Genomic DNA, 15285 nt, shown 5'->3' with positions numbered 1-15285 from the left:
GAAATCCGCTGCGGCGTGGCCAGTCTGGCGCTGCCCGGCCGGTCAAGGACTGGCGCAGCGAAAGCGCACCAGGCAGAGGGCGGAGCAGGCACGGGCCAGGGTGTCCGGCATGGCGGCCCGGCCCGTGCAGTGCGCATCCTAAAGGATAGGCAAAAACCGGCGCTGCGCGTCCGGGCATCGGGCGCATACCCCCTGGCGCGCGTTTTTTCGGGGCTGCGGCGATAATGCTGCGCCTCACCGCAAGCGGGCTGCGAGGTTTTCGTCGCCGGACCGCCCCAAGACAAAAAGCTGCCCCCTTGGGGGGCAGCGGACCTTGCGCAGCAAGGGTAGCGTGGGGGCCAGTTTCCCCCGCATTGCGCCCGACGCCCGGCCCCCCACGCCGGTGCGGGTACGAACACAGAACACCACAAAGCCCCATGTCCCTCCTGCCCCACCAGCTCGAACTCCTGTCTCCCGCGCGCGATGCCGACATCGGCATCGAGGCCGTGAACCATGGCGCCGACGCCGTCTACATCGGCGGCCCGGCCTTCGGCGCGCGCGCCACGGCGGGCAACGACATCCGCGACCTGCAGCGCCTGATCAACCACGCGCACCGCTTCGGCAGCCGCATCTTCATCACGCTCAACACCATCCTGCGCGACGATGAACTCGAGGCTGCGCGCAAGATGGCCTGGCAGATCTACGAGGCCGGTGCCGACGCGCTGATCATCCAGGACATGGGCCTGCTGGAGCTGGACCTGCCGCCCATCCAGCTGCACGCCAGCACCCAGACCGACATCCGCACCCCCGAGAAGGCCCGCTTCCTGCAGGATGCCGGCCTGTCGCAGATCGTCGTTGCGCGCGAGCTGGACCTGCAGCAGATCGCCGCCGTGCGTGCGGCCACCGACCCGGCGCGCACCACCATCGAATTCTTCGTGCACGGCGCGCTGTGCGTGGCCTACTCGGGCCAGTGCTACATCACCCACGCCCACACGGGCCGCAGCGCCAACCGCGGCGACTGCAACCAGGCCTGCCGCCTGCCCTACGAGGTGCTGGACGCCAGCGGCCGCATCATCGCCCACGAAAAGCACGTGCTGTCCATGAAGGACAACAACCAGAGCGACAACCTGCGCGCACTGATCGACGCCGGCGTGCGCAGCTTCAAGATCGAGGGCCGCTACAAGGACATGGGCTATGTGAAGAACATCACGGCCCACTACCGCAAGCTGCTGGACGAAATCATCGAGGAGCGCGAGTTCTCCGACACGCCGCTGGCGCGCTCGTCCTCGGGCAGCACCACGTTCAGCTTCACGCCCGACCCCGACCAGAACTTCAACCGCGAGTTCACCGACTACTTCGTCAACGGCCGCAAGGACGACATCGGCGCCTTCGACACGCCCAAGACACCGGGCCGCGCCATCGGCTGGGTCACCAAGGTGGGCGAGAACTTCGTGGAGATCGAGACCTCGAGCCGCGACACCGAACTGCACAACGGCGACGGCCTGTGCTACTACGACCTGCAAAAGGAACTGGTGGGCCTGCAGATCAACCGCGCCGAGTCGGTGGATGCGAAGAAGTCGCTGTGGCGCCTGTTCCCCAAGGACCCCATCGCCGGCTTCAAGGATCTGCGCAAGGGCCTGGAAGTCAACCGCAACCGCGACATGGCCTGGGTGCGCACGCTGGACAAGAAATCCAGCGACCGCCGCATCGGCCTGTGGGCCGAACTCAAGGAAACGCCCGACGGCTTTACGCTCACGCTGACCGACGAGGACGGCTTCACCGCCACCGCCGCCATCGTGCAGGAACACCAGGCCGCCACCGACGCAGCCCGTGCCGAGGCCACGCTGCGCGAGCAGCTGGGCCGCTTCGGCGCCACCATTTTTTCCGTGCATGACATCGGCCTGCAACTGAGCCAGCCCTGGTTCGTGCCGGCCTCGGCCCTGAACCAGCTGCGCCGCGACGCCGTCGCCGCGCTGGAGGCCGCACGCCAGGCCGGCTTCGTGCGCCTGCCGCGCGCCCTGCCCGTGGAGCCGCCCGTGCCCTTCCCCGAGGACACGCTGACCTACCTGGCCAACGTCTACAACCAGAAGGCGCACGATTTCTACATCAAGCACGGCGTCAAGGTCATCGACGCGGCCTACGAGAGCAAGGAAGAAGAAGGCGAAGTCAGCCTGATGATCACCAAGCATTGCGTGCGCTTTTCCATGAGCCTGTGCCCCAAGCAGGCCAAGGGCGTCATCGGCGTCAAGGGCACGATCAAGGCCGAGCCGCTGCAGCTGATCAACGGCAAGGAAAAACTCACGCTGCGCTTCGACTGCAAGCCCTGCGAGATGCATGTGGTGGGCAAGATGAAGCGCGCGGTGATCAACCAGCACGCCAAGGAAATGCAGGAGTTTCCGATGCAGTTCTACCGCACGCGTCCCGTGCCTTCGGCCAGCGCCTGACAGGCTTCGGCCTCCACCCACAAGCGCCCGCGCTCCGTCAGGGCCGCCAGCCACCGCCCCTCTTCCTGCTCCAGCCTGACCCAGCCCGGCCCCGGTGTGCCGGCAATGGGCGCATCGCCCATCAGCGCCAGGCAGCGCATGAGCACGCTGGCGCCCTGCCCCAGTCGCTTGCCCAGCCTGGGCAGGGACATGGGTGCGGGCTCGGTGGCCAATTCGCGCAGGATGGCGGCGGCCAGTTCTTCCATGCCTTGCACTTCAGGCCGCCATTTCTTCCAGCGCGGGAGACGGCACGGCAGGCAGCCGGTGCGCCACCAGCTGCACGGGAATGGACTTGGAGCTGGGCGTACCCGCCACGATGGCCGTGGCCGACAGCGGCACCAGCGGATTGGTCTCGGGATAGTAGGCAGCGATGCAGCCGCGCGGAATGTCGTAGGCCACGAGCCTGAAGCGCTCGGCGCTGCGCTGCTGGCCGTCATCCCACACCGTCTGCAGGTCCACCCAGTCGCCATCCTTCATGCCCAGGGCGCGGATGTCCTCGGCATGGATGAAGACCACGCGGCGCTGTCCGAAGACGCCGCGATAGCGGTCGTCCATGCCGTAGATGGTGGTGTTGTACTGGTCGTGCGAGCGCGTGGTGAACAGCGTGAACACCGGCGATGCGCCGGGGCTGCGCGCGGCGCGCGCGCGGTGCACGGGCGTGTCGCGCGGCACGGCGTGCACGAAGAAGCCGGCCTTGCCCCGGGGCGTCTCCCAGATGCGCTCGCTCGCCGCATTGCGCAGCTTGAAGCCGCCCGGCACGGCCACGCGCGCGTTGAAGTCGTGGAAGTCGTCGAAGACCTGCTCGATCAGCTCGCGTATGCGTGCATAGTCGCCAGCCAGCTCCAGCCAGGGCACGGGCCGCTGCGCGCCCAGCGTGGCGGCAGCCAGGCGCGCGACGATGGCGATCTCGCTGAGCAGGTGCTCGGACGCAGGCGGGTTGATGCCGCTGGAGATATGGACCATGCCCATGGAGTCCTCCACCGTCACGCCCTGCGGGCCGCCGGCCTGCACGTCGATCTCGGTGCGGCCCAGGCAGGGCAGGATCAGCGCCTCGCGGCCGTGCACCAGGTGGCTGCGGTTGAGCTTGGTGGTCACATGCACGGTCAGGTCGCAGCGGCGCAGCGCCTGCCAGGTGGCATGCGTGTCGGGCGTGGCCGCCGCGAAGTTGCCGCCCAGCGCGAAGAAGACCTTGCCCCGGCCCTCGAGCATGAGGCGGATGGACTCGACCACGTCCACGCCGTTGGCGCGCGGCGGCTCGAAGCCGAAGACCTGCTGCAGCCGGTCCAGCAGCGCAGCCGGCGGCTTTTCCCAGATGCCCATGCTGCGGTCGCCCTGCACATTGCTGTGGCCGCGCACCGGGCAGGCGCCTGCGCCGGGTCGGCCGATGTTGCCGCGCAGCAGCAGCAGGTTGACCAGCATCTGCACGGCGGCCACCGAATGCATGTGCTGCGTGATGCCCATGCCCCAGCAGACGATGGTGCTGCGGGCGGCGATGTAGACCTCGGCCGCCGTCTGCATCTGCGCGCGGCTCAGGCCGGACTCGGCCTCGAGCAGGCCCCAGTCCTCGGCCCGCAGGTCCTCGGCCAGGGCCTCGAAGCCGGTCGTGTGTTCGGCGATGAAGGCATGGTCCAGCACGCCGCCGCACCCGTGCCCCAGTGCATCGTCCTGCGCGATCACATGCTTCATGATCCCCTTGACCGCCGCGATGTCGCCGCCCACGCGCAGCTGGAAGTAGTGCGTGCTGATGGGCGTGGCGCCCAGGGTGGCCATCTCCAGCTTGCTTTGCGGATCCTGGAAGCGCTCCAGCCCGCGCTCGCGCAGCGGGTTGAAGCTCAGGATGCGCGCGCCGCGCTTGTGGGCTGCGCGCAGTTCGCCCAGCATGCGCGGGTGGTTGGTGCCGGGGTTCTGGCCGAAGATGAAGATGGCATCGGCCTGCTCGAAATCGGCCAGCTGCACCGTGCCCTTGCCCACGCCGATCTGCGGCTTCATGCCGCTGCCGCTGGGCTCGTGGCACATGTTGGAGCAGTCGGGGAAATTGTTGGTGCCGTAGGCGCGCACGAACAGCTGGTAGAGAAAGGCCGCCTCGTTGCTGGCGCGGCCCGAGGTGTAGAAGATGGCCTGGTTCGGGTCGGGCAGCGCGTTCAGGTGGCGGGCAATCAGCGCAAAGGCGCTGTCCCAGCCGATGGGCCGGTAGCGGTCGCTGGCCGCGTCGTACACCATGGGCTCGGTGAGCCGGCCCTGGTCTTCCAGCCAGAAATCGCTTTGCGCCATGAGCTCGGCCACCGTGTGCCGGGCAAAGAATTCGGGCGTCACGCGGCGCGCCGTGGCCTCGGCCGCCACGGCCTTGGCGCCGTTCTCGCAGAACTCGAAGGTGGAATGGTGGTTGCGGTCGGGCCAGGCGCAGCCCGGGCAGTCGAAGCCGTCGGGCTGGTTGGCCGACAGCAGCGTCTTGGCGCCCTTGACGGCGATATCCTGGCGCATCAGGGCCTGGCTCACGCTGCGCAATGCGCCCCAGCCGCCAGCGGCGCCCTTGTAGAACTCGATCTTTTGTTCGGACATGGGCCGGGAGTGTTCCGCCTGTCCATGATCCAGGTCAAATCACATCTCCAAATGGAGAGATTCAGCAAAGATATGAGCACGGCATCCTTGCCCTGCGCCATGCTGGCAACCTCCGCCCCGGACCACCGATGAACTCCACAGCCATACACACCGCCATCCCCGAAGACGCCGCGCTGATCGCGCCGCTGTTCGATGCCTACCGCCAGTTCTACGAGCAACCTGCGGATGCCGACGCGGCGCTGGCCTTCATCACGGCGCGGCTGGAGCGCGGCGAATCCGTGATCCTGCTGGCCCGCCGACCGGACGGCAGCGCCCTGGGCTTTTGCCAGCTCTATCCCTCGTTCTGCTCGGTGCTGGCCGCGCCCATCTACGTGCTCTACGACCTCTTCGTGGTGCCCGAGGCGCGCCGCCTGGGCGTGGGCCGCGCCCTGCTGCTGGCGGCCGAAGCCCATGCCCGCGCCACGGGCCATGCACGCATGGACCTGACCACGGCCCGCAACAACCTGCGCGCCCAGGCGCTGTACGAGTCGCTGGGCTGGGTGCGTGATGAAGTGTTCCTGACCTATGCGCGCCATCTGCAGGCTTGAGCCGCCAGCGGCCTAGCGCAGAACCCGCAGCTCCCGCGCCAGCGCCACGGCCTGGGTGCGGCTGCGCGCGCCCAGCTTGAGGTTGATGCTGCGCAGGTGGGTGCGCACCGTGCTGTCGGAGACGAAGAGTTTCTCGGCCATGGCCGCATTGGAGTAGCCCGAGGCCAGCAGTTCCAGCACGCGCAGCTCCTTGCGGGTCAGGGGCTCGGCAAGCGCCGTGGCCGGCGCCGGGCCCTGGGGCGCATCCGCTGCCTGCAGCTCGGGGGGATCGGCGGGCTCGGCAGGCTCGCCCAGGGCAGACAGCAGCCGCTGCGCATGGGCGGCCGCCTCCGGCTCCGCCGGTTCCGTGCGGCGCGACAGTGAGGGCGACAGTGAAGGAGACAGTGAGGGCGACAGCACGCGCTGCAGCACGGGCGCGAGCAGCGGCCCCTCATCGAGCATCAGGCGCACAAAGCCTTCGCTGGCCCCGTGGCGCAGCGGCTGGGCCAGCATGGCGGCGGCGGCGTCCAAGTCGCCGCAGCCCGCCTCGGCCAGCGCGCACAGCACCTGCAGCTTGAGGCTGCGGTGGCGGCGCCCGCGCAGTTGCGCATCGGCCAGCAAGGGGGCGATGGCATCGCGCACGGCACGGCAGTCGCCAAAGTGCAGACCCCAGCGCAGCCGGGCGATGGCGATGTCCTCCACCTCGTGCGGCGGCAGGCGCAGGCGTTCCACGCGCGGCCATACGCCAGGGTCGTCGGCACGCTCCAGCGCCTCGGACGCGGCCGCCCGGTTGCCCTGCAGCACGAAGATGCGCGCATGTTCCAGCCGCGCGCTGGCCGTCACGCGCGGCAGCTGGCGCTCGTGCCCCAGGTATTCCAGTTCGGTGAGCAGGCCCACGGCGGCATCCACGTCGCCGCGCAGGAAGGCGATGCGCGCGCGCATGCGGTAGCTGGCGATCACGTGGTCGGGCAGGCCCACATCGCGTGCCAGCGGCAGGTAGACCTGCAGCAGGTGATCGGCGCCGTCGATGTCATTGCCCTCGTAGAGCACCCCCGCGTACAGGACGCCTGCCCAGGCATTGCCGTTGGTGGGGTTGTAGGCCGCGCTGCGCGGCGTGGCAGCCAGCGCCACCCTGAAACGCGCTGCCGCCTGGCGCAGCCGGCCGGCGGACAGGTCCAGCACGCCTTCCATGGCCTCGGTGTACATGCGGCTGAACAGGCTGCCGGCCTGGGTGCTGCGTGCCGCATCCAGCAGGCGGCGGGCCTCGTCGGTATCGCCCAGCACCGATGCCACGTAGGCCATGGCATTGGTCAGCGAGCTGTCCGCAAAGGGCCGGCAGCTGGGCAGGCGCGCCAGCGCCTCGCGGCCCAGGGGCGCAGCCTCTTCCACGCGGTCCATCATGGCCAGCAGCAGCGGCCGCAGGGCGATGACCAGGGCCTGCGCGGCAGGGTCGGCGGCCATGCCGGGCTCCAGCGCATCCAGCCACAGCTGTGCCTGCACGGGACCGCGGGTGAAGCAGTCGGCATAGGCGGCGACGGCCTGCAGCAGCGGCTCGCGCGCCAGCAGCGGCGCCGGCAGGGCCGTGAACCAGCGCGACAGCAGGCGCATGCGGCCCTGCTCCATCAGCGCCTCGGCATGGCGCGCCAGCAGGGACAGGGCATGCGGCAGGTCGCCGCCTTCCAGCGCATGCTCGATGGCGGGCACGGGCCGGCCGCAGGATTCGTACCAGCCGCTGACCGCCAGATGCAGGCGCTGCACCTCGCCAGGGCGCTCGCGCTGCAGCTGGGCGCGAAGGAAGTCGGCAAACATGCTGTGGTAGCGCCAGCTGCGCCTGCCCTGCCCTTCGTCGGCCAGCGGCAGCAAGAACAGATGGGCCTGCTCCAGCGCCTGCAGCATGGCGGCGCCATCGGCGCGCGGCACCAGGGCCTGGCAGACCTGGGCATCCAGCGTGCGCAGGATGCTGGTGCGCAGCAAAAAATCGCGCACGGGCGCGGCCTGCTGTGCCAGCACGTCCTCGGCCAGGTAGTCGGCCACGGCACGCTCCGAGCCCGAGAAGCGCTCGATGAAATCGCTGTGCGCCCCATGCCGCTCCAGCGCCAGCGAGGCCAGCCACAGCGCACCTATCCAGCCTTCGGTCTTGTCCACCAGGCGCGCCACGGCCTCGCGCGGCAGCGCGCAGCCGCGCAGGCGAAAGAACTCCTCGGCCTCGGCCGCTGAAAAGCGCAGCAGCGCCGCATCGATCTCCAGCAGCTGGCCGCTGGTGCGCAACCGCCCCAGCCCCAGGGCCGGCAGCGCGCGCGAGCCTATGACCAGCCGGCCGTGCACGGGCAACTGCTCCATCAGCTGGCGCACCAGGCCCAGCACGGCATCGTTGTGCAGCACCTCGAAATCGTCGATGAACAGCGCAAACGACCGGCCTTCGCCGGCCAGCGACTGCAGCGCCCGGGACAGCTCGCCCGGCCCGTCCGCCTCGCGCTCGGCCATGCCGCCCAGGCCGCGCACGGCCGCACCCAGGCATTGCAGAAAGCGCGAGACATCGTTGTCGGCGGCATCCAGCGTGAGCCAGGCCGTGGCCTGCCCTTCGGCCTGCAGGCGCTCGCGCATCTGGCGCATGGCCGTGGTCTTGCCGAAGCCGGCCGGCGCACGCACCAGCACCACGCGGGCGCGCAGCGCCTCGGGCCAGCGCGCGGCCACCGCCAGGCGCGCCACCTGGGCTGCGGCCGCGCGCGGCGGGCTCAGCTTGGCCTGGGGCACATAGCCGGAACCGGGAGCAGGAATGGGCACTGGGGACGGCATGCGGGCGAGGAGCACATGGCAGGAGTGAAGGAGCGGGCACTTTCGTCGGTTTCGACGATGGCGGCAATGCGGGGTGATTCCTAGACTGGCCTGCAGATCATAGGCAGCGCAGCGCGCCCTGTCGCGAGCCAAGGCGACAGGGCGCGCGGCAAAGACTCTCACAAAGGAGACCCACACATGAAGCTTGACGCAAGCATCAGCGCCGTCGTCACGGGCGGGGCATCGGGCCTGGGCGCGGCCACCGCGCGCCGCCTGGCCGCCAGGGGCGTGCGCGTTGCCCTGTTCGACCTCAACGAGACGGCCGGGCAGGCGCTGGCGCGCGAGACAGGCGGCCTGTTCTGCCGCGTGGACGTGACCGACGAGGCCAGCGTGGACGCGGGCTTTGCCCAGGCCCGCGCGGCCCACGGGCAGGAGCGCATCCTGGTCAACTGCGCGGGCACGGGCAATGCCGTCAAGACGGCCAGCCGCGACAAGGCCACGGGCGAGATCCGGCACCTGCCCGTGGCCAATTTCGACCGCATCATCCAGATCAACCTGGTGGGCACCTTCCGCTGCATCGCCAAGTCGGCCGCGGGCATGCTCACGCTGGAGCCGCTGGCCGACGGCGAGCGCGGCGCCATCGTCAACACCGCCTCGGTGGCGGCGCAGGACGGGCAGATGGGCCAGGCCAGCTACTCGGCCAGCAAGGCCGGCATCACGGGCATGACCCTGCCCATCGCGCGCGACCTCATGGGCGAGGGCATCCGCGTGAACACCATCCTGCCCGGCATCTTCGACACGCCGCTGCTGCAGGGCGCGCCCGACAACGTGAAGGCGGCGCTGGCCGCCTCCGTCCCCTTCCCCAAGCGGCTGGGCCAGCCCGACGAATACGCCCACCTGGCCGAGACCATGATCACCAACGGCTACTTCAACGGCGAGTGCGTGCGCCTGGACGGCGCCATCCGCATGGCGCCGCGTTAGGCGTACCGCCCAGGCACCACGGCAGGCACCGTCCCCGCGTTTTCCCTGGCCGGAATCGTCGCTTGCGACGATGCCCGGCCCGCGCCGGCCGGGCCACCATCCCCCCAGGAATACAGGAACAGGAGACATATCCATGGCACAGGCATACATCGTTGCCGCCACGCGCACGGCAGGCGGCAAGCGCGGCGGAAAGCTCTCGGGCTGGCATCCGGCCGATCTCGCGGCCCAGGTGCTGGACGAGCTGGTGCGCCGCAGCCAGGCCGACCCGGCCCAGGTCGAGGACGTGATCATGGGCTGCGTCAGCCAGGTCGGCCAGCAGGCGACGAACGTGGCGCGCAACGCGGTGCTGGCCTCGTCCCTGCCCGAGTCCGTGCCGGGCACCACGGTGGACCGGCAGTGCGGGTCGTCCCAGCAGGCCCTGCATTTCGCGGCCCAGGCCGTGATGTCGGGCACCATGGACATGGTGATCGCCGCAGGCGTGGAGAGCATGTCGCGCGTGCCCATGGGCACGCCCAACGCCCTGCCCGCCAAGGCCGGCCTGGGCGTGTACATGAGTCCGGCCATGCAGCAGCGCTATCCGGGCGTGGAGTTCAGCCAGTTCATGGGCGCCGAGATGATGGCCGGCAAGTACGGCCTGGCCAAGGACCAACTGGACGCCTATGCGCTGCAAAGCCATGAGCGCGCCGTGCAGGCCGCGCGCGAGGGCCGCTTCGACCGCGAGATCCTGGCCGTGCAGGCGCGCAGCGCCGAAGGCGGTGCCGAGGGGGAAGGCCAGCCGCACACGGTGGATGAAGGCATACGCTTCAACGCCACGCTGGAGGGCATTGCCGGCGTCAAGACCATCCGCGAAGGCGGCTGCGTGACCGCCGCCACGGCCAGCCAGATCTGCGATGGCGCCAGCGGCGTCATGGTGGTCAGCGAGCGCGGCCTCAAGGCCCTGGGCGTGCAGCCGCTGGCGCGCATCCACCACATGAGCCTGCTCGGGCATGACCCCGTGATCATGCTGGAGGCCCCCATCCCCGCCACCCAGGCCGCGCTGAAGAAGGCCGGCATGCGCATCTCCGACATCGACCTGTACGAAGTCAACGAGGCCTTTGCCCCCGTGCCCCTGGCCTGGCTGCAGGCCACGGGCGCCGATCCGGCGCGGCTCAACGTCAACGGCGGCGCCATTGCGCTGGGCCATCCGCTGGGCGCCTCGGGCACCAAGCTCATGGCCACGCTGATCCACGCCCTGCATGCACGCGGCGGGCGCTACGGCCTGCAGACCATGTGCGAGGGCGGCGGCATGGCCAACGTCACCATCATCGAGCGCCTGTAGGCGCCGCCATGCCACCGTGCGGCCGGCGCGGCCCGCGCCGGTCACCCACCATCGGGGGGAGGGAAAGCCATGAGCCAGGACTCGCAGCCCCTGCTGCGCATTGAAGGCGTTTCGCTGCGCTTCGGCGGCATCGTCGCGCTGGACGGCGTGAGTTTCGATGTTGCGGCAGGCCAGATCTGCGGCCTCATCGGCCCCAACGGTGCGGGCAAGAGCAGCCTGTTCAACTGCCTGTCGCGGCTGTATGCCTGGCAGGCCGGCCACATCCGCTTTCGCGGCCATCCGCTGGCCACGCTGGCGCGCCACCGCATGGCCGCGCTGGGCATGGGCCGCACCTTCCAGAACCTGGCCCTGTTTTCCAGCATGACGGTGGCCGACAACGTGCGCCTGGGCACGCACAGCCACCAGCACGCAGGCTTTGTGCGCGACGCCCTGCGCCTGCCCGGCGTGCGACGGCGCGAGGAAGAAGCCCGCGCCCAGGCGCAATCGCTGATGGCCCTGCTGGAGCTGACGGGCGTGGCAGAGCGCCGCGTGGCCGACCTGCCCTTCGGCACGCAAAAGCGCGTGGAGCTGGCGCGCGCCCTGGCCTGCCGCCCGCAGTTGCTGCTGCTGGACGAGCCGGCCTGCGGCCTCAACCATGAGGAGCTGGCCGGCCTGGGCGACCTGATCCTGTCGCTGCGCGACCGGCTGGGGCTGACCGTGCTGCTGGTGGAGCACCACATGGGCCTGGTCATGCGCGTGAGCGACAAGGTCGTGGCGCTGAACTTCGGCCGCAAGATCGCCGAAGGCACGCCGGGCGAGGTCCGCGCCCATGCCGAAGTCATCCGTGCCTACCTGGGCTCGGACATGCAGCCGCAGGATCAGGACAGGGAGGTGGCGCATGCCGGCACTGCTTGAAATCCGCGGACTGCATGCGGCGTACGGGTCGGTGCGCGTGCTGGACGGCATCGACATGGACCTGGCCGAAGGCCGCGTCACGGCCCTGCTGGGCGCCAATGGCGCGGGCAAGACCACCACGCTGCGCGCCATCTGCCGCCACCTGGTGGACACACGCGGCGAGGTGCGCCTGGCCGGCGAACGCATAGACCGGCACAGCACCGAGCGCATCGCGCGCCAGGGCGTGGGCCATGTGCCCGACGGGCGCGGCACCTTCGCCCAGCTCAGCGCCGAGGAGAACCTGCGCCTGGGCGCGCAGGCCCGGCCCACGCGCGCTGCCCGTGCAGACGTGGGCAGCGATATGGAGCGCATGTTCGGCTACTTCCCCCGCCTGCGCGAGCGCCGCACCCAGCAGGCCGGCACGCTGTCGGGCGGCGAGCAGCAGATGCTGGCCATTGCCCGTGCCCTCATGGGCCGCCCGCGCCTGCTGCTGCTGGACGAGCCCTCCTTCGGCCTGGCGCCGCTGGTGGTGCGCGACATCTTCGGCATCCTGCGGCGCATCAACGCCGAGCAGGGCACGACCATCCTGCTGGTGGAGCAGAACGCGCGCCTGGCGCTGGAGCTGGCGCACAGCGCCTACCTGCTGGAGACCGGTCGCATCGTGCTGCACGGCCCCAGCGAAGCCATGCGCCGCAACGATGCGGTGCGCCAGGCCTATCTCGGGGAGTAGCGGCCATGGACGCCTTCATCCACCAGTTGCTGGCCGGCCTGGCCACGGGCGGTATCTACGCCACCGTGGCGCTGGCCCTGGTCATGATCTACCAGGCCACGCACCACATCAATTTCGCGCAGGGCGAGATGGCCATGTTCTCCACCTTCATCGCCTGGGCGCTGCTGCAGGCGGGGCTGCCGTACTGGTGGGCCTTCCTGGCCACGGTGGCGCTGTCCTTCGTGCTGGGCGCGGCCGTGGAGTTCACCATCATCCGCCCCATGCACAAGGCGGCGGACCTGGCCCAGGTGGTGGTCTTCATCGGCCTGCTGATCGTCTTCCACAGCCTGGCCGGCTGGATCTTCGGCTACACCATCAAGGAGTTTCCCAGCCCGTTCCCGGCCGACGCCTGGTATGGCAGCGCCCTGATGTCGGCCCATGAGGTGGGCACCATCTTCGTGGCGCTGTCCATCGTGGCCCTGCTGTTTGCCTTCTTCCGGCTCACGCCGCTGGGGCTGGCCATGCGCGCGGCCGCGCAGAACCCGGCCTCCTCGCGCCTGGTGGGCATCTCCGTGGGGCGCATGCTGATGCTGGGCTGGGGCCTGGCCGGCGCCATCGGCGCGGTGGCCGGGATGATGGTGGCGCCCGTGGTCTTCCTCGATCCGCACATGATGAGCGGCGTGCTGCTGTATGCCTTTGCGGGCGCGCTGCTGGGCGGCATCGACAGCCCCGCGGGCGCCGTGCTGGGCGGCTTCATCGTGGGCGTGCTTGAAAACCTCGTGGGCAGCTACGTGGTCGGCACCGAACTCAAGCTCTCGGTGGCCCTGGTGCTGATCGTGGGCGTGCTCATCGTGCGGCCGGCCGGGCTGATGGGCCGCAAAATCGTCAGGAGGGTTTGAACACTGCCCTCCCTGAGCGGCGGACGCCGCTTCCCGTTGCACGGCGCCCCCTCTCTCGCTACGCGGGAGGGGGACGACACCCTCGCGGCGGGGCGGCGCGGCCGGCGTAGGCCCTTGCCCGGTGTCCCTCGCTTTTGGGCCACGCCAGTTTTGTGCCCAACGCCCTGGAGAACAATGATGTCCACACGATCCGCCTCCTCGTCTGACGCACTGGTCGCCGCCACCAGCGCGCGCCGCCCCCTGCCCCTGGGCACGGTACTGATCGCGGCGCTGGCGCTGGCGGCCTGCTCGCTGGTCTTCGTGGCCAAGGGCTACCAGCTGTTCCAGGCCACCATGGTGCTGGCCTATGCCGTGGCCCTGGTGGGGCTGAACATCCTCACGGGCTACAGCGGCCAGATCTCGCTGGGCCATGGCGCCTTCTTCGCCATAGGCGCCTATGCGGCCGGCATCCTGATGGACCGCGCAGGCCTGGCCTACTGGCTGGCCGTGCCTGCAGCGGGCCTGGTGAGCCTGGTGGCGGGCTACCTGTTCGGGCGGCCCGCGCTCAGGCTGGAAGGGCTGTACCTGGCGCTGGCCACCTTTGCGCTGGGCGTGGCCATGCCCCAGCTGCTCAAGTACCGCCACCTGGAGGCCTGGACCGGCGGCGTGGGCGGCATCGTGCTGACCAAGCCCGAGGCGCCCTGGGGCCTGCCGCTGGATGCCGACCAGTGGTTCTACCTCTATGCATTGGCCGTGGCGGCCCTGCTGTTCTGGATGGCGCGCAACCTCATAGACAGCGGCAGCGGCCTGGCGCTGCGCGCCATCCGCGACCACGCCATGGCGGCCGAGGCCATGGGCGTGGACAACGCGCACTGCAAGTCCATGGCCTTTGCGATTTCGGCCGGCTACACGGGCGTGGGCGGCGCGCTGTCGGCCATTGCCGTGCAGTTCGTGGCGCCCGACTCCTTCACCATGTTCCTGTCCATTTCGCTGCTGGTGGGCGTGGTGGTGGGTGGCGTGGGAACGCTGTGGGGCGCGCTGTTCGGCGCCCTATTCATCATGTTCATCCCGGGGCTGGCCGAGCAGGTGTCCAAGGCCGCGCCCTGGGCCGTCTACGGCACCGTGCTCATCGTCTTCATGTTCGCCATGCCCGGCGGCGTGATGGGCCTGCTGCACCGACTGGGCCGACCGGGCCTGCCCCGGCAGCGGCCGCGTGCCTGACTTTCCATCCCCACCCACAGGAGTCCCCCATGAATTCCAGTCCGGCCGTCCGCATGGAACGCCACGGCAACAACGGCGAGATCGCCCTCATCGTCCTCCAGGACAGCGCCCGCATGAATCCGCTGGGCAGGCCCTTGCAGCTGCGGCTGCGCGAACTGCTGGCCGAGGTGCGAGAGGACACCTCCCTCCGCGCCCTGGTGCTCACCGCCGAGGGCCGGGGCTTTTGCGTGGGCGCGGACCTGTCGTCCATGGGCGGCGCACAAGGCGGGGCACAAGGTGGGGCACAAGCCGGGGCCCAGGCCGATGGCCGCACGCTGGGCGCGCAGACGGCCGACAACATGCAGCAGCTGTCCAACCGCCTCATCCTGGACCTGCAGCAGTTGCCCGTGCCCGTGGTCTGCGCCATCAACGGCGCGGCAGCCGGGGCCGGCGTGGGCCTGGCCCTGGCCGGCGACGTGGCACTGGCGGCGCGCTCGGCCTACTTCTACCTGCCTTTCCTGCCGCGCCTGGGCATCGTGCCGGACCTGGGCACCACCTGGTTCATCGAGCGCCGGCTGGGCCGTGCGCGCGCCCTGGGCCTGTCCCTGCTGGGCGACAGGCTGGGCGCGCAGCAGGCCGCCGACTGGGGCCTGGTCTGGGCCTGCGTGGACGACGAGGCCCTGCGCGAGCAGGCCCTGGCCACGGCCGCCCGCCTGGCGCGGCTGCCGGCCGGTGCCGTGCTGGAAGCCCGCCGCGCACTGGACCATGCAGCCGCTTCCACGCTGGAGCAGCAGCTTCACTACGAGGCTGAACGCCAGCGCGAGCTGGTGGGCGCGCCGGCCTTCATGGAAGGCGTGCAGGCCTTCATGCAAAAGCGCGAGCCCGTGTTCGCGCCACGCCAGCCGGGCTGACCACCGCGCCTTCCCGCCACACCTTCCCGACGCACCTTGCTGCGCCCGCACAT

General features: G+C 70.2%; 12 protein-coding genes. 9 read left to right on the top strand and 3 right to left on the bottom strand.

Features of this window, described 5'->3' with window-relative positions; genetic code table 11:
- Positions 1–416 precede the first annotated feature (416 nt).
- The gene (locus ACF8LI_RS08030; RefSeq protein ID WP_392414482.1) at positions 417–2423 is read left to right on the top strand and encodes a U32 family peptidase; all 2007 of its coding nucleotides are present in this window, start codon (positions 417–419) and stop codon (positions 2421–2423) included.
- Here the strand turns inward: ACF8LI_RS08030 and ACF8LI_RS08025 are convergent.
- On the bottom strand, positions 2387–2668 hold the full coding sequence (locus ACF8LI_RS08025) for a hypothetical protein (RefSeq protein ID WP_012206611.1): 282 nt from the start codon (positions 2666–2668) through the stop codon (positions 2387–2389). The two genes, ACF8LI_RS08030 and ACF8LI_RS08025, sit on opposite strands and share 37 nt — an antisense overlap.
- Positions 2669–2678: 10 nt before the next feature.
- A complete protein-coding gene (locus ACF8LI_RS08020) occupies positions 2679–5021 on the bottom strand; it encodes an FdhF/YdeP family oxidoreductase (protein ID WP_392414481.1) in 2343 nt (780 codons plus the stop codon).
- A 128-nt stretch (positions 5022–5149) separates the two neighbouring features.
- On the opposite strand from ACF8LI_RS08020, the gene ACF8LI_RS08015 reads away from it, so the two are divergent.
- Entirely contained in the window at positions 5150–5608 is a 459-nt protein-coding gene (locus ACF8LI_RS08015) for a GNAT family N-acetyltransferase (RefSeq protein ID WP_047218404.1), read from the top strand.
- Between the two features lie 12 nt (positions 5609–5620).
- Here the strand turns inward: ACF8LI_RS08015 and ACF8LI_RS08010 are convergent, their stop codons facing one another.
- Entirely contained in the window at positions 5621–8383 is a 2763-nt protein-coding gene (locus ACF8LI_RS08010) for a LuxR C-terminal-related transcriptional regulator (RefSeq protein ID WP_392414480.1), read from the bottom strand.
- A 177-nt stretch (positions 8384–8560) separates the two neighbouring features.
- Here ACF8LI_RS08010 and ACF8LI_RS08005 point away from each other — a divergent pair, with 177 nt between their 5' ends.
- The 7 genes from ACF8LI_RS08005 to ACF8LI_RS07975 all read left to right on the top strand — a co-directional run bounded on the left by ACF8LI_RS08005 (position 8561) and on the right by ACF8LI_RS07975 (position 15232).
- Complete coding sequence (locus ACF8LI_RS08005) at positions 8561–9343, top strand: SDR family NAD(P)-dependent oxidoreductase (protein WP_016451398.1); 783 nt, start codon at positions 8561–8563, stop codon at positions 9341–9343.
- A 133-nt stretch (positions 9344–9476) separates the two neighbouring features.
- Entirely contained in the window at positions 9477–10661 is a 1185-nt protein-coding gene (locus ACF8LI_RS08000; RefSeq protein WP_313281021.1) for an acetyl-CoA C-acetyltransferase, read from the top strand.
- 69 nt (positions 10662–10730) lie between these two features.
- Entirely contained in the window at positions 10731–11555 is an 825-nt protein-coding gene (locus tag ACF8LI_RS07995; RefSeq protein ID WP_074921417.1) for an ABC transporter ATP-binding protein, read from the top strand.
- Positions 11539–12264, top strand: coding sequence for an ABC transporter ATP-binding protein (locus ACF8LI_RS07990; RefSeq protein ID WP_046985186.1), 726 nt, complete (start codon positions 11539–11541; stop codon positions 12262–12264). Before ACF8LI_RS07995 ends, ACF8LI_RS07990 begins: the two co-directional genes overlap by 17 nt.
- A gap of 5 nt (positions 12265–12269) precedes the next feature.
- Positions 12270–13142 (top strand): branched-chain amino acid ABC transporter permease, encoded by an 873-nt coding sequence (locus tag ACF8LI_RS07985; RefSeq protein ID WP_392414479.1) that lies wholly within the window; start codon positions 12270–12272, stop codon positions 13140–13142.
- A gap of 177 nt (positions 13143–13319) precedes the next feature.
- Positions 13320–14342 carry a branched-chain amino acid ABC transporter permease gene (locus ACF8LI_RS07980; protein ID WP_392414478.1) on the top strand — a complete coding sequence of 341 codons (1023 nt, stop codon included), beginning with the start codon at positions 13320–13322 and terminating at the stop codon, positions 14340–14342.
- 29 nt (positions 14343–14371) lie between these two features.
- Positions 14372–15232 carry an enoyl-CoA hydratase-related protein gene (locus tag ACF8LI_RS07975; RefSeq protein ID WP_392414477.1) on the top strand — a complete coding sequence of 287 codons (861 nt, stop codon included), beginning with the start codon at positions 14372–14374 and terminating at the stop codon, positions 15230–15232.
- The last annotated feature ends 53 nt before the right edge of the window (positions 15233–15285 follow it).

This window comes from Delftia sp. WSY_12, from assembly GCF_043104645.1.
Taxonomy (GTDB): domain Bacteria; phylum Pseudomonadota; class Gammaproteobacteria; order Burkholderiales; family Burkholderiaceae_C; genus Comamonas; species Comamonas tsuruhatensis.
The sequence above is the reverse complement of the archived record's forward strand: the minus strand, read 5'-3'. Positions and strand labels throughout refer to the sequence as shown.

What these genes read in the sequence shown, in the direction of transcription:
- ACF8LI_RS08030 (WP_392414482.1), top strand. Translation starts at nt 417, where the DNA reads ATGTCCCTCCTGCCCCACCAGCTCGAACTCCTGTCTCCCGCGCGCGAT.
- ACF8LI_RS08025 (WP_012206611.1), bottom strand. Translation starts at nt 2,668, where the DNA reads ATGGAAGAACTGGCCGCCGCCATCCTGCGCGAATTGGCCACCGAGCCC.
- ACF8LI_RS08020 (WP_392414481.1), bottom strand. Translation starts at nt 5,021, where the DNA reads ATGTCCGAACAAAAGATCGAGTTCTACAAGGGCGCCGCTGGCGGCTGG.
- ACF8LI_RS08015 (WP_047218404.1), top strand. Translation starts at nt 5,150, where the DNA reads ATGAACTCCACAGCCATACACACCGCCATCCCCGAAGACGCCGCGCTG.
- ACF8LI_RS08010 (WP_392414480.1), bottom strand. Translation starts at nt 8,383, where the DNA reads ATGCCGTCCCCAGTGCCCATTCCTGCTCCCGGTTCCGGCTATGTGCCC.
- ACF8LI_RS08005 (WP_016451398.1), top strand. Translation starts at nt 8,561, where the DNA reads ATGAAGCTTGACGCAAGCATCAGCGCCGTCGTCACGGGCGGGGCATCG.
- ACF8LI_RS08000 (WP_313281021.1), top strand. Translation starts at nt 9,477, where the DNA reads ATGGCACAGGCATACATCGTTGCCGCCACGCGCACGGCAGGCGGCAAG.
- ACF8LI_RS07995 (WP_074921417.1), top strand. Translation starts at nt 10,731, where the DNA reads ATGAGCCAGGACTCGCAGCCCCTGCTGCGCATTGAAGGCGTTTCGCTG.
- ACF8LI_RS07990 (WP_046985186.1), top strand. Translation starts at nt 11,539, where the DNA reads ATGCCGGCACTGCTTGAAATCCGCGGACTGCATGCGGCGTACGGGTCG.
- ACF8LI_RS07985 (WP_392414479.1), top strand. Translation starts at nt 12,270, where the DNA reads ATGGACGCCTTCATCCACCAGTTGCTGGCCGGCCTGGCCACGGGCGGT.
- ACF8LI_RS07980 (WP_392414478.1), top strand. Translation starts at nt 13,320, where the DNA reads ATGTCCACACGATCCGCCTCCTCGTCTGACGCACTGGTCGCCGCCACC.
- ACF8LI_RS07975 (WP_392414477.1), top strand. Translation starts at nt 14,372, where the DNA reads ATGAATTCCAGTCCGGCCGTCCGCATGGAACGCCACGGCAACAACGGC.